Below are 13382 nucleotides of genomic sequence, written 5' to 3'. Positions count from 1 at the left end.
CCGTGTGCGTAAATAGCGCAAGCACGGTTCTGAGAGGGGTGTGGTAACAATGGTAGAAGCAGGAAATCGGCCGTGTGATGGCCATCATGATCCTGATAAAGCTAGAGGAACCCATCTACTCGACCAAATACAATATTGACGCTGTATTTTTCGACCTGACAAGCCAAACTTTTATCTTCTTCCATCATACGCCTCAATCCCAAGCGAACTGCGAGCAGCATGGATAACCAAGGATAAGTCATACAACAAAAAGAGTAATATTGCATTTGCCCCCTTTTTGACCCCTTTTCTTGCATTTTCTCTGTCATGAGGAACATGATGAATGCGTTTCTATAAGGCGCGTAAGAGAGTTGCGGACCAAAATTCTTAATGAAACCCGAGAGTCGTAGGTTGCACCCCCCGATCCTGGGGACGTAGACTCTCGAAATTCGGAGAGTTTACATGCAAGTACCTAACCGGACACTATTGGATAGGAATGCCACCGAGTTTATCGGTATCTAAAACGGTGCAGTTTATGAAGGGTAAGAGTTCTCACAAGATGTTAACGGAGTTTCCGCAATTGAAGAGGTACTGGGGTCAGCCTTTGTGGGCGAGAGGCTATTGGGTAGCTTCAAGCGGAAACGTGACAGACGAAGTCTGGAAAGCGTATATAGAAAACCAGAAGCCGAACAACCCCGATGATGATTTTAGTGTGCTGTAAGTCGCCTTTAGCCGGTGGAGTATTCATGAGTTCTAGTGAATATGTATACCTAGTTACAGGGAGTATTACTGAGTAATTTTCTCAAACACGGCTATCTGTTTTGAAATATCTTTACTAAAGAAACACATAACTGGGTAGATCAAGGGTCGTGTTGACTGGCAGATTCAACCCAGAATTGCGACAATTCAGCTCAAATATCGATCAGACAGCCGATGAGGTTGGTTTTTTTTGTTGCGAGAGATTAAAATCACCCCTCGATTATCGTAGCAGCCACCTTTAGGTGGCGAACCCTGTAGGGTCTCTGCTTTATCGCAAGCTAACGCTTGCTTCTGTGTTCGTGGCTGTTTTTCATGAGAGATAAAAATACAATTCAACAACTGTTCTCCCGGCTTGGCCAATGTATGTTGGCCGAGCAGTTTGTGTTGCGTAAACGGTTGAATGGTCTTCAGCGGCGCGTTAAAGAGGGCCAGCCGATTGAGCAGGCGCTGGCTAAAATAACCGAGGCAGTTGATGCTTCTGTTGCACTAAAATCTAGTCGTCTACGGCATTTACCCAAGCCCAGCTACCCAGAAAATCTCCCCGTTAGTGAGCGGCGTGAGGAGATTAAAGAGGTGATTGCTGCACATCAGGTGGTGATTGTGGCGGGTGAGACCGGTTCGGGTAAAACCACCCAGCTGCCTAAGATCTGCTTAGAGCTGGGGCGCGGTGTTAATGGCTATATTGGTCATACCCAACCGCGTCGGCTGGCGGCTCGCAGTCTTGCCGCCCGTATTGCTGAAGAGCTTAATAGCGAAGTGGGCAAGGCGGTGGGTTTTAAGGTGCGCTTTAGTGATCAGACTCAACCGGAAAGTTATATTAAAATTATGACGGACGGTATTCTGCTGGCAGAGATGCGCCAGGATCGCTCTCTGAATCAATACGACACCCTTATTATTGATGAGGCCCATGAGCGCAGTCTCAATATCGATTTTCTGTTGGGTTATCTAAAGCAGCTACTGCCAAAGCGCCCTGACCTTAAAGTGATTATCACCTCTGCTACGATTGATACGGCTCGTTTCTCTAAGCATTTTGATGATGCGCCGGTGGTTGAGGTCTCGGGGCGTACTTATCCGGTTGAGCAGCGTTATCGCCCACTTTATGAGAGTGAGGAGAAGGGAGTGGATCGGGTGCAGGGTATTCTCGATGCAGTGGATGAGATCTCCCGTCTGGATCGCCGGGGCGATATGTTGATTTTCCTGCCTGGCGAGCGTGAGATTCGTGAAACTGCCGAGGCGTTGCGTAAGCACCATCCTCATGAGAGTGAAATCTTGCCACTCTTTTCCCGTTTGAGTGCTGCGGAGCAGGGGCGCATCTTTCAGCCGAGCCGTAAACAGCGGATTGTGCTCGCTACCAATGTGGCTGAAACATCGCTTACTGTGCCGGGTATTCGTTATGTGATCGACCCCGGTGTGGCGCGTATTAGTCGTTATAGCTATCGCAGCAAGGTGCAACGTCTGCCCATTGAGGCGATTTCACAGGCGAGTGCTAATCAGCGTGCCGGGCGCTGCGGACGTGTCGCGGCGGGGGTCTGTATTCGCCTTTACTCAGAGGATGACTTTAATGGTCGCCCCGAATTTACCGTGCCCGAGATACACCGCACCAATCTTGCCAGTGTTATTCTGCAAATGAAGGGTCTGGGGTTAGGGGATATTGAGGCGTTTCCGTTTGTCGATGCTCCTGATAGCCGGATGGTGAATGATGGTTATAAACTGCTGCAAGAGCTGGGAGCCATCGACCGACAGCAAAAACTGCTGGAGGTGGGGCGCAAGCTGGCTCGCTTGCCTGTTGATCCGCGCATTGGACGTATGGTGTTGGCAGCGATTGAAGAGGGGGCGCTGGCAGAGGTACTAGTGATCGCTTCTGCGTTAAGTGTTCAGGAACCCCGTGACCGCCCCGCCGACAAGCAACAGGCGGCGGATGAGAAGCACAATGAATTCAAAGATGAGGCATCCGATTTTTTGCTCTACCTCAATCTGTGGAACTGGTTTCAGCAGCAGAAGGCACAGCTGAGCCGCAATCAGTTACGCCGCTTGTGTAAAAAGCAGTTTATCTCTTACCTGCGTATGTTGGAGTGGGAAGATATTCATAAACAGCTGGCCAGCCAGTTAAAGGAGATGGGGCATCGCAGTGGCCAGCAACCTGCCGATTACGCCAAAATACACCGCTCGCTAATGAGTGGCCTGCTGGGCAATCTTGCCTTTAAACAAGATGACAAAACCTACCTGGGTACCCGCAGTAAAAAGCTGATGATCTTCCCTGGCTCTGCGCTGCGCAAAAAACAGCCCAAGTGGCTAATGGCTGCCGAGCTGGTCGAGACCTCTCAGCTTTTTGCTCGCACCGTTGCCAAAATAGAACCTGAGTGGATCGAAGCCATTGCCGAAGGGCTGTGTAAAAAGAGTTACAGCGATGCGCACTGGGAAAAGCGGCGTGCGCAGGTGGTCGCTTTTGAAAAAGTAACCCTCTACGGATTGTCGATTGTGGCGTGGCGCAAAGTTCACTATGGCCCGCTGGAGCCTGAACTGAGTCGGGAGATTTTTATCCGTGGTGCGTTAGTGAGTGGTGAATACCGCACTCAGGCTGCCTGCTTGAAGCATAATCGTTGTCTGATTGATGAGATTGAGCAGCTGGAGAGCAAATCCCGCCGCCGGGATTTGCTGGTCGATGAGGAGCTGATTTTTGCCTTTTATGATCGTCAGCTACCGAAAGACATTTTCAACGGTATCCATTTTGAACGCTGGTACAAAAAGGCGCAGCTCGATAGCCCCTCGTTACTCTTTTTATCAAAAGAGGATCTGCTACAGCGCGAGAGTACGCTTTCACAACAGGCATTTCCTGACCAATTAAACTATCAAGGTATTCAGCTTGACCTAGAGTACCACTTCGATCCGAACCATCAGGCCGACGGCATCAATCTGAAAGTACCGCTGGCGCTGCTTAACCAGCTAGAGGCGGAATATTTCGAGTGGCTTGTGCCGGGCATGTTGCCTGAAAAGGTGACCCGGCTGATTAAAGCGCTGCCCAAACCGATCCGGCGAAACTTTGTGCCAGCACCCGACTATGCTCAGGCGTGTGTTGATGCGCTGCCCGCTACACCGTCAGGCTCACTGCTCACGGCTGTTGCCCGCCAACTGAATCGCATTGCCGGTGAGCCGCTGCCAGTAGGGGTATGGGATCAGTTGGCGCTACCCGACCACTTATTGATGAACTTCAAGGTGATTGATAGCAAGGGCAAGCTGTTGGCCCAAGGGCGCGACCTTAGTCACTTGAAAAGTGAGTGTGGTTCTTTGGCGAGTGAGCACTTTGCAGCGCCACAGCGCAACGCTCTGGAGAGAAGCAATATCACTCAGTGGGATTTTGAATCCCTGCCAGAAGTGGTTGAGCATAAGCAGCAGGGGGTGGCGTTACGCGCTTATCCTGCGCTGGTTGATGAGGGCGCATCAGTGGCGCTTAAGGTGCTTGATACAGCCACTAAAGCCGAGCAGAGCCATCATGCGGGGCTGCGCCGGCTCTTTGTGCTGCAACTGTCGGATAAAATTAAGTACCTGCACAAGAATATTCCGCATCTACAGAAAATGACGCTCTGCTATAGCAGCCTGGGCAATGGTGAGCAGTTAAAACAGCAGATTGTCCTCGCAGCGGTTGAGCGGAGTTTTATGAGTAATGGCGTTTCGATCTATGACAAGCAGACCTTTGAAGAGCAGCTTCAGCGCGGGCGGGGTACCTTTATTACTCATGTGAATGAAGTGGCTGATTTGTTGCAGAGTGTGTTGCAGCAGTATCACCAAATACGGGTTGCCATCAAGGGGAATATCCCCCCTTTCTGGTTGAATGCAATGGCCGATATTCAGCAGCAGCTGCAAGAGCTAATTTATAAGGGATTTATTATTGAAACACCGTATCAATGTTTGGTAAATTACCCACGCTATTTGAAGGGTATATTGCTTAGAATTGATAAGCTGAACCACAATCTGGATAGAGATAAAACCGCGATGCTCACCGTTGCGCGGGTGAGAAAAGAGTATCAGCAATGTTTTGATCGTATCATCAAAAGGGGAGATGCCGAGCAGGTTGAGGCGCTGCTTAAAATAAGGTGGTTGATCGAAGAGTTGAGAATTTCGCTCTTTTCTCAGGAAATAAAAACCTTGCAGCCGATTTCAGAGCGCCGGCTGGAGAAGATGATGGGCCGTTTGCTCGGTTGAGATTGCTGTGGGTTTAGCGGTGGCGGTGCTGTTCATCTGCCGACTGCAATGTGTTTTCCAGTAATGTGCAGATGGTCATTGGACCAACACCGCCCGGCACCGGAGTGATCCAGCGGGCACGAGGTAGTGCGCCTTCAAAGTCCACATCGCCACAAAGCCGGCCATTGTCCATGCGGTTGATACCGACATCAATTACAATGGCACCTTCTTTAACCCACTCGCCGGGGATGAAGTTGGCTTTGCCCACCGCAACAATCAAAATATCTCCCTGGCTGACGAACTGCTCCAAGTTTTTCGTGAAGCGGTGAGTGGTGGTGACCGTGACACCTTCCAGTAGTAGCTCAAGCCCCATTGGACGGCCAACAATATTAGAGGCACCGACAATAACCGCGTGCATCCCTTTGATATTTTCCCCGGTTTTTTTCAACAGGGTGATAATGCCTTTGGGTGTGCAGGGCTGCAAGAGTGGCTGCCGTAGTGCAAGGCGACCAATGTTATAGGGGTGGAAGCCATCCACATCTTTAGCGGGATCAATCGCTTCGACAACCTCATTGGTCGACAGCCCTTCAGGCAGTGGAAGTTGAACCAAAATACCGTCAATTGTCTCATCTTTGTTGAGTGTTTTGATGAGATTTAGGAGTGCTTTTTGCGTGGTATCGGCAGGCAGGTTATGGGAGATGGATTTAAAGCCAGCCTCTTCACAGGCCTTGCGTTTGGCTCCCACGTAAACTTCGGAAGCGGGGTTGTTACCCAGCAAAATGACGGCTAAACCAGGTGCTCGCTTACCTTCAGCGATGCGCTGCTCTACGCGGACTTTGATGCTTTTACGAATCTCCGCAGAGATCGCTTTACCGTCGATGATTTGTCCCATAAGCCCTGTGTCGTTTGGTTAGTGTTGGCTAGCATTTTCTCATGAAGAGCGAGATATTCCAAATTGCCTCATGTTGTGTGGTTTTACACCCAATAGGCTGTCTTGGTCATGATTTTTGAGGTGAGCTGCATCATGCCTTTTATGGGTGATGGTAGCTCGGCACCACCCGCATGGAGTGCCACCGTTGCGTGGCGGGCTTCATCCTCTTTCATCTGCTGCAAAATGGCTTGGCTTTTTTTATCTTCTGCGGTGATTTCGTTCATATGTTCATCCAGGTGTTTTACCACTTGGCGTTCTGTCTCTACCACAAAGCCAAGGCTCCACTTGTCACCCGCCAAGCCTGCAATAGCACCAATGGTCAGAGACCCCATATACCAGAGAGGGTTAAACAGACTAACCTGGGTATCAAGCTCTTTGGCGCGTGTTTCACACCATGCTAGATGGTCATTCTCCTCCTGTGCGGCGCGCTCCATTTTATGACGAATTCCGGGTAAACGTGCGGTGATCGCCTGGCCTTGGTAAAGCCCTTGGGCGGAGACTTCGCCCGCATGGTTGATACGCATCAGCCGGCCAGCCAGTTTACGCTGTCCGGTGCTGAGGTCGCTCTCCTCAATATTGGCCGCAGGGTTGGGGCGCTCGGTGATGATTGGCTGGCCAAACACGGTGCGCAGTCCATTGTCTACAGTGGATATCAGTTGGTCCAGCGGTGAAAAGTGGCGTGCGTTTTTCATGGCTGTCTACTCCCTTGGAATGAACGGATAGCTATATGCTAATGGATAAGCTGACGCACCAGCAAGCTTATTGGATGAATAACCTCTACCGACAGCCCCTGCTGGCGAATACCAGCTGCGAGGTACATGGCGCAACCGATATTACTGCTGACCAGTATCTGGCTCTGTTGCTGTTGTACGGCGTCCAACTTGTTCTGGCGTAGCTGCTGAGCCATTTGTGGCTGTTCCAGCATATAGCTTCCCGCTGCGCCGCAACAGTGGCTATTATCTGCCAGTGGAGTGCTTTTTAGCGAGGGGATGAGCTCAAGTAGCTCAAAGGGTGTCAGGCTCTGCTTGAGAACATTGCGTTGGGTGCAGGGGAGGTGAATAGAGACTGACTTATGTAATGGCTTGAATGCGAGCTTTTGAATGCCATTGCTGAGCAGAAAGTGGCTAATTTCATCTACTTTGACTGAAAAGTGATGGGCTTGAGAGGTGTTTAACTGCTGTCGGTACTCCATTAAATGAGCCCCGCAACCCGTGGCGCAGTGGATGATATGTTGGTCTGCGTTAGCAGAAAAAGCTTCGATATTAATCTCGGCCAGACGTTGGCTGTTGGCGGTGTCTCCCGCGTGGTGGTGCAGTGCGCCACAGCACGCCTGCTGTGCGGGAATCTCTACCCGAAAACCTATGTGTGTTAGTAGTGTGACGGCATCTTGCAGGGTTTTTTGGTCGCAAATATCGGCAATGCAGCCAGTAAAGAGTGAAATGCAACCTCGCTCTTCGCCTATCGCCGAGTACTGTTTTTCCCAGTTTTTACGGGCGGGCAGTGGTGCCGGTAGTAACTCGCTGATGTGCGGTTGATCTACAATAAAGCGCTCGATGCCTTTACTCAGCAGCGCGTAGGTGCCGCTGCGTTGTGCAAGCCGTATCAGTTTTGCGCTGTTGCGCAGCCTTTTGCCAGAGGCGAGTGTCTTGAGAAGCCGCTCTTTCGCTTGGTTTGGCCGCTCTTCTTGTTGACGTTGCACGGCGCGTATACCGTCCAGTAACTCACCATATTTCACCCCGGAAGGGCAGCTTGCTTCGCAAGCACGGCAGCTAAGGCAGCTATCGAGGTGCTGTTTTAGTTGATCATCCAGCGCGAGCTTGTCGTTGAGAAGTGCTTGTATTAATGCAATGCGGCCACGGGGTGACTCTGCTTCATTGTGGTGCTCTCTATAGGTGGGACAGTGAGGCGCGCACATACCGCACATGACGCATTGGTCGCTTATCTTGAGTAGGGCTGTTTTTTTGTCAGGAGAGATGTTCATGGTGTCTCGGTTATGGGGTGCAAAATATGCACGGGTTATTGTTTTCCCTAATATGATGGCACACTATAAGAGGGCTATGAATAAATCGTTTTATCTGTCTTCGAGAGGGTCTGATGGAAGAGAAGCACTATTACCGTTATCAGCTGTTCTTTTGTACCCACCAACGTGATGGGGCTGCGTGCTGTGCAGATCTTGGAGCCCAAGCCTTACGTGACTACTGTAAAGAGCGTATTAAGGCGTTGGCACTACAGGGTGCGGGCGCTGTTCGCGTCAATAGCGCAGGCTGCCTGGGGCGTTGTGGCGAAGGGCCTACAATGGTGATTTATCCAGAAGGCACCTGGTACACCTATAGTGATCGGCGTGATGTGGATGAAATTATTGAAAGCCACCTGCTGAAAGGCAACCCGGTCGAGCGGTTGAAGATTTGATGCCGGTACTTGAGCGAATGGTGCCCGGTACAGTGGGCGATATTGAACTGCTGGTTCAGCTTCCGGATGATTATTTTCCAGGTGACCCCGTTGCAGTGGTGTGCCACCCTCACCCTCTGCGAGGTGGGACGATGAGTAACAAAGTGGTGCATACGGTGGCGCGCAGCTTCGTTGAGATGGGGGTGCCTGTGGCGCGTTTCAATTTTCGCGGGGTGGGGCAAAGCGCCGGTTGTTATGATGAAGGGCGGGGTGAGAGTGAAGACCTGCTAACCGTGGTGAATTGGTTGCGGAGGCAGTATCCGCAAGCACCCTTGTGGTTGGCGGGTTTCTCATTTGGCGCTTATGTGGCAAAAAGAGCCCACCTGCGAGTAGGTGCTGAGCGGTTACTGCTGATTGCACCACCCGTTACAATGTATGATTTTTCTGAAATGCCGCCATTGACTGTGCCAACCCTGGTGATACAGGGCAGTGATGATGAGGTGATTGATCCTCAGGCGGTCACCGTGTGGGTGGCTGAAAAAGCACCCCATGCAACCTACCACTGGGTTGAAGGGGCTGGACACTTCTTTCACGGGAAATTGGTTTTGTTGCGCAGCTTGATTACCCAGCGCTGGGGGTGAAGATGGCCGGGAATCGCACTCTCTGAGAATGAGGGTTATATATTTCGTGCTGTTTTAATATTTTTTTGTTATTATTCGGCTCCCGTTTGGTTCGCTGATCACCCCGTTTCAGCGGCAATAGTATCTATATGTCAGGTTTTTCCCGCCTGATGTTGACGTGGCCGCACATAAAAACTACTATGTGCCGCCTGTTATTCGAATAAGATTAAGCTCTTACGCTTTTGGAGAAAAAAGTTGTGAAAACATTTAGCGCAACTCCCGAAACGATTCAACGTGACTGGTTTGTGGTTGATGCCAGTGATAAGATTTTAGGTCGTTTGGCCACAGAAATCGCACATCGTTTACGCGGTAAGCACAAGCCCGAATACACTCCTCATATGGATGTTGGTGACTACATTGTCGTTGTGAATGCAGAAAAAATCCAGGCATCCGGAAACAAAATGAAAGATAAGATCTATTACCACCACACCGGATTTCCGGGTGGTCTGAAATCGATCTCTCTAGGTAAGCTGCTGCAAGAAGCACCCGAACGCGTTATTGAAAACGCTGTAAAAGGCATGCTTCCAAGGGGTCCTCTGGGTCGTGAAATGTACCGTAAGTTAAAGGTATATGCCGGCCCTCAGCACGCCCATGCAGCGCAACAGCCGCAACCTTTAGATATTTAATTAGGATAGATTCATGGCAGAGAAACAGTATTACAGCACTGGTCGCCGTAAAAGCTCTTCGGCTCGCGTCTTTCTTCGTCCGGGTAGTGGTGCGATCACCGTAAATACCCGTCCGCTGGACGACTATTTCGGACGAGAGACTTCCTGCATGGTTGTTCGCCAGCCACTGGAAACCGTAGAGATGACAGAAAAGTTTGACATCATGGTGACGGTTAAGGGTGGTGGTGACACGGGCCAGGCCGGCGCAATTCGTCACGGAATTACCCGTGCCTTGATGGAGTATGATGAGTCACTGCGTGGCGTACTGCGCAAGGCAGGCTTCGTTACTCGTGATGCGCGTGAAGTTGAGCGTAAGAAAGTTGGCTTGCGTAAGGCACGCCGTCGTCCACAGTTCTCTAAGCGTTAACTTTGGCGTAGTTCAACTGCAATAATTTTTGTAGTTGTGACGGAAAAACGTGATAGCCGATCTTTGATTGGCCGTTGCGTTTTTTTATGTCTACCAAAAAGTGCCGAGATTTGATATAAACATGGCCTGTTATATATAGTATAGTTCTTATTTTTTAGGGGTTTTTATGAGGAAAGTTGCTGCACTGCTTGCGTTTGGATGGTTTGCTGCTGCGCCTGTGATGGCCGCCCCTGTGTTGTACGGTGAGGCGCACCTTTCAGTCAATAAGTTTAGCCAGCTAAGCGATGGCGAGCTGCGAATGGAGAGTCATAATTCACTGATTGGCCTCAAGGGAAGTGAGGACCTTGATCACGGTGTTAAGCTCATTTACAAAGTTGAGTTTGGATATGACACGACTGAACAAAAGAGCGATGCCACTAATGCCTCGACCGACAAAGCGGCCACATTTACTGATCGAGATCAGTGGGTGGGGTTTGCCAGTCAGGAGTGGGGTGTTATTCGGCTAGGGACTGTTTCGACAGGATATAAGAGTTCTGGCGCAGCGCTCGACCCGCTTTATAACACTGTTTTTGAGCAGCGCGGTTATCTTGGTATGCAATCTTCACTGCATGCGGGGAATAGTGTTGATGGTGGCCGCTCAACCAATACGATGCGTATCGATACCATCACTCGTCATGGCTTAAAGCTCACTGGTAGCTACTCGCTAGGAGAGCAAAAAAAGAACACCAAGGCGTTAGGTGTGCGTTATGAGCGAGATGGGCTCAAGTTGAATTTTGACTACCTCGACTCGCGAAGCAAAGACGCAACTGCGCTCAAGTTTGGGCTGGGTTATGCGGTAACACCGCAACTGCGCTTTTCATTGCAGCACGAAAGCGCGGATAGCGTGTTGTTTGATGGTGGGGTAGATGCTGAGCGCCACGCTCTGGATTTGGGCGTGATCGATGCCGTTTATAAGGTAGATATGAGTTACATCATGGGTAACAGTGCGTGGGTGTTGGCGTATGGGGTGCAAAGTAGTTACAGTCGATCCTATCTGTTGGCCTGGAATTATAAGTTTTCACCCAAGTCAGACATCTACGCAGGTTATGGCAATAAAAGTTTTGATCGCCGTGGCGTGAGCTCTGATGCGATTTTTGCGTTTGGATTAAGGCATAAGTTTTAAGTTGTACTGAGGAGTTTTCAGTGAAGGATAAAATCGTATTTTTTGTAATTACGTTGGCTTTGTTGTTGGCAGGGCTGTCAGGCTGCGCAGTAACCGAAAAAACAGCTGAATTTGACAGGCCTGTCTGGCCCAAGCCGCCGGAAACGGCTCGTTATGAGTACAGTGGTACGCTCAGAACAAATATCTCGTTCACTGGGGATAAATCGAGTTTTACGGAGCGCATGGCGGGGGTCGCGCCAGAGGGCGTGCCACTTTTTGCCAAGCCGTATGATGTGGTCTCTAGAGGGGGTGTGTTGCTGGTGAGCGATACCGTGCAGCGGGTGGTTCATATGCTGATTTTGCCAACGCGCTCGATTTTCCGTATTGGCGCTTCAGGTGGTGATGGGGCGCTTACCAAGCCGGTAGGTGTGGCTATTGATGGTAATGGACGGATTTACGTGGCAGATGTGACGGCCAGAGAAGTCAAGGTATACGGCATGAATGGCCACTATCTTATGACGTTGGGTAGCCCTGAGTTGCTGGTGCGGCCGACCGATGTGGCGGTTAATGATGAAGGTACTCGTATCTATGTGGTTGATACCGGTGGGATAGAGAGTAGAAATCACCAGGTTCAGGTGTTTGATGGCGAGGGTGATTTTATTAAAACCATCGGCACCCGAGGTCATGGAGAGGGAGAGTTTAACTTGCCAGTACAGGCGGCCGTTAATTCAGCGGGTGAGCTGTATGTTTTAGATGCCGGTAATTTCAGGGTTCAGGTGTTTGATGCGGATGGTTTGTTTTTGCGCACCTGGGGCAAGGCAGGGAGAAATATGGGCGACTTTGCTCGGCCACGTGGTTTGGCACTGGACTCGGATGGGCTGGTTTATGTGACTGACACAGCATATGGTAATTTTCAGGTTTTTCGCGATGATGGGCAGTTGATGCTCGCTGTCGGCAAGAGCGGCGATGACGTGCCAGGTGAATACTCGCTGCCAGCAGGGATTGCGGTAGATGAGTTGGGTTGGGTCTACATCCTTGATCAGCGCTATAATAAGCTGGAAGTGATAAAGAAGTTGTAGTTGTCTAGCTTGGTCGTTTTGCGCGTGATAATGCCCCTATTGGTCGGTAATTGACAAAGTTTTGTCACGTGTGTATTTTTTTGTTAAAAAATCATTTAGTGTTGGGTTTGAGGGGTTTTTAGCTTTTGTTTAAAAAACAGCCAGCTATGGTTTATTTCCATATTTTTTGAGTGGTTGGTATAAAAACTGCGTTAAAAAATATAGCAGTACTGTGGGGTGTTTAAGTTGACATTGTTTGGTGAGTAATGCTATAAATTCATTCGAAATACTAGAAAGAGGTAAGGGCAGTTGCCCATACAAGTTTTAACAGCCAAGAGAATGGTGACTAAGGGGATAGTTTATGAAAAGAGTTAAGTATATATCAATGATGGTAGCTGCGGTTGCAATGACAGCGGCGGGTAGTGCATCAGCAATGATCGATTCAGCGATCTCAACCACAAAGCACAACTTGTCGGTTAGCAGCACGCAGGACAACAAAGTAGCCACAGGTGGTACCACTGAAATTTGTGTCTTCTGTCACACGCCTCACGGTGCAAATATCAGCCAGGCAGTACCGCTGTGGAATCGTAATATGAGTTCACCAACTGGATTCCAAACCTATGCGGATTTAGGTTCGGCGACACTCGATGGTAGTATCGGTCTGGTGGGTTCTGTTTCGTTGGCGTGTCTTTCATGTCACGATGGTACCGTTGCAATGGACTCTCTGTTGAACTTCCCAGGCTCGGGTGCTGCTAACAGCGGCCCTGCTTGGACTTTCGATAGTGCCCAGGGCACTATGTCGAGCGATGGCTTCTTGACGAGCGGCATCGCAGCGATTGGTCAGGATCTGCGAGATGATCATCCAGTCGGTATCCTGTATGCGGGTGGTAATGTTGTTGGTAATGAAGCTAATCGGATGAACTTTAACGATTCTGACTTTTTGCCGGTTGAAACCACTGTGCTCAATGGTGCAACTTACTGGTATGTTGAAACCGGTGCTGGAGCAGGTCGTGATCGTGGCGATATGATCTTGTATAGCCGCACCGATGTTACTGCTGTCGGTGGCGGTACAATTGCAGGTACTCAGCCATATGTTGAGTGTGCTTCATGTCACGATCCACACACCACCTCTTCTCAGCTTAGCGGCGGCGGTGCTTCAGGTGAGGTTGACTTTTTGCGTATGTCAAATGCAGGCAGTGCGCTTTGCCTTGCTTGTCATATCAAGTAAGTAGTAT

Annotated in this window: 11 protein-coding genes and 1 pseudogene; 9 read left to right on the top strand and 3 right to left on the bottom strand. The window is 50.0% G+C overall.

The window, feature by feature from the left end:
- The first annotated feature begins 460 nt into the window (after positions 1-460).
- Positions 461-700: pseudogene (gene tnpA / locus L3J94_07640) on the top strand (IS200/IS605 family transposase).
- A gap of 350 nt (positions 701-1050) precedes the next feature.
- Positions 1051-4938, top strand: a complete 3888-nt coding sequence (gene hrpA / locus L3J94_07635) for an ATP-dependent RNA helicase HrpA (protein MCF6218614.1) — start codon at positions 1051-1053, stop codon at positions 4936-4938.
- 13 nt (positions 4939-4951) lie between these two features.
- On the opposite strand, the gene folD is transcribed toward hrpA, so the two are convergent.
- From folD to L3J94_07620, 3 genes are all read right to left on the bottom strand, one after another.
- A complete protein-coding gene (folD, locus tag L3J94_07630; protein ID MCF6218613.1) occupies positions 4952-5809 on the bottom strand; it encodes a bifunctional methylenetetrahydrofolate dehydrogenase/methenyltetrahydrofolate cyclohydrolase FolD in 858 nt (285 codons plus the stop codon).
- 83 nt (positions 5810-5892) lie between these two features.
- A complete protein-coding gene (coq7, locus tag L3J94_07625; protein MCF6218612.1) occupies positions 5893-6540 on the bottom strand; it encodes a 2-polyprenyl-3-methyl-6-methoxy-1,4-benzoquinone monooxygenase in 648 nt (215 codons plus the stop codon).
- A 38-nt stretch (positions 6541-6578) separates the two neighbouring features.
- Positions 6579-7829, bottom strand: coding sequence for a (Fe-S)-binding protein (locus tag L3J94_07620; GenBank protein ID MCF6218611.1), 1251 nt, complete (start codon positions 7827-7829; stop codon positions 6579-6581).
- A gap of 113 nt (positions 7830-7942) precedes the next feature.
- Between L3J94_07620 and L3J94_07615 the strand changes: the two genes are divergently transcribed.
- From L3J94_07615 to L3J94_07585, 7 genes are all read left to right on the top strand, one after another.
- Positions 7943-8257, top strand: a complete 315-nt coding sequence (locus L3J94_07615; GenBank protein ID MCF6218610.1) for an NAD(P)H-dependent oxidoreductase subunit E — start codon at positions 7943-7945, stop codon at positions 8255-8257.
- The gene (locus tag L3J94_07610) at positions 8257-8877 is read left to right on the top strand and encodes an alpha/beta hydrolase (GenBank protein MCF6218609.1); all 621 of its coding nucleotides are present in this window, start codon (positions 8257-8259) and stop codon (positions 8875-8877) included. The genes L3J94_07615 and L3J94_07610 overlap by 1 nt, the downstream gene beginning before the upstream one ends.
- A gap of 236 nt (positions 8878-9113) precedes the next feature.
- On the top strand, positions 9114-9542 hold the full coding sequence (gene rplM / locus L3J94_07605) for a 50S ribosomal protein L13 (protein MCF6218608.1): 429 nt from the start codon (positions 9114-9116) through the stop codon (positions 9540-9542).
- A 13-nt stretch (positions 9543-9555) separates the two neighbouring features.
- Complete coding sequence (rpsI, locus tag L3J94_07600) at positions 9556-9948, top strand: 30S ribosomal protein S9 (GenBank protein MCF6218607.1); 393 nt, start codon at positions 9556-9558, stop codon at positions 9946-9948.
- Positions 9949-10114: 166 nt separating this feature from the next.
- Positions 10115-11110: a porin gene (locus L3J94_07595; protein MCF6218606.1), complete on the top strand. Its 996-nt coding sequence runs from the start codon at positions 10115-10117 to the stop codon at positions 11108-11110.
- A gap of 20 nt (positions 11111-11130) precedes the next feature.
- Complete coding sequence (locus L3J94_07590; protein ID MCF6218605.1) at positions 11131-12168, top strand: 6-bladed beta-propeller; 1038 nt, start codon at positions 11131-11133, stop codon at positions 12166-12168.
- A gap of 340 nt (positions 12169-12508) precedes the next feature.
- A complete protein-coding gene (locus L3J94_07585; GenBank protein MCF6218604.1) occupies positions 12509-13375 on the top strand; it encodes a cytochrome c3 family protein in 867 nt (288 codons plus the stop codon).
- The last annotated feature ends 7 nt before the right edge of the window (positions 13376-13382 follow it).

The sequence above is a fragment of the Gammaproteobacteria bacterium genome (genome assembly GCA_021647245.1).
Taxonomy (GTDB): domain Bacteria; phylum Pseudomonadota; class Gammaproteobacteria; order RBG-16-57-12; family RBG-16-57-12; genus JAFLJP01.
The sequence above is the reverse complement of the archived record's forward strand: the minus strand, read 5'-3'. Positions and strand labels throughout refer to the sequence as shown.

Bases quoted from the DNA above. Each gene is read 5' to 3' on its own strand.
- folD (MCF6218613.1), bottom strand. From the start codon at position 5,809: ATGGGACAAATCATCGACGGTAAAGCGATCTCTGCGGAGATTCGTAAA.
- L3J94_07610 (MCF6218609.1), top strand. From the start codon at position 8,257: ATGCCGGTACTTGAGCGAATGGTGCCCGGTACAGTGGGCGATATTGAA.
- rpsI (MCF6218607.1), top strand. From the start codon at position 9,556: ATGGCAGAGAAACAGTATTACAGCACTGGTCGCCGTAAAAGCTCTTCG.
- coq7 (MCF6218612.1), bottom strand. From the start codon at position 6,540: ATGAAAAACGCACGCCACTTTTCACCGCTGGACCAACTGATATCCACT.
- L3J94_07595 (MCF6218606.1), top strand. From the start codon at position 10,115: ATGAGGAAAGTTGCTGCACTGCTTGCGTTTGGATGGTTTGCTGCTGCG.
- L3J94_07585 (MCF6218604.1), top strand. From the start codon at position 12,509: ATGAAAAGAGTTAAGTATATATCAATGATGGTAGCTGCGGTTGCAATG.
- L3J94_07615 (MCF6218610.1), top strand. From the start codon at position 7,943: ATGGAAGAGAAGCACTATTACCGTTATCAGCTGTTCTTTTGTACCCAC.
- hrpA (MCF6218614.1), top strand. From the start codon at position 1,051: ATGAGAGATAAAAATACAATTCAACAACTGTTCTCCCGGCTTGGCCAA.
- L3J94_07620 (MCF6218611.1), bottom strand. From the start codon at position 7,829: ATGAACATCTCTCCTGACAAAAAAACAGCCCTACTCAAGATAAGCGAC.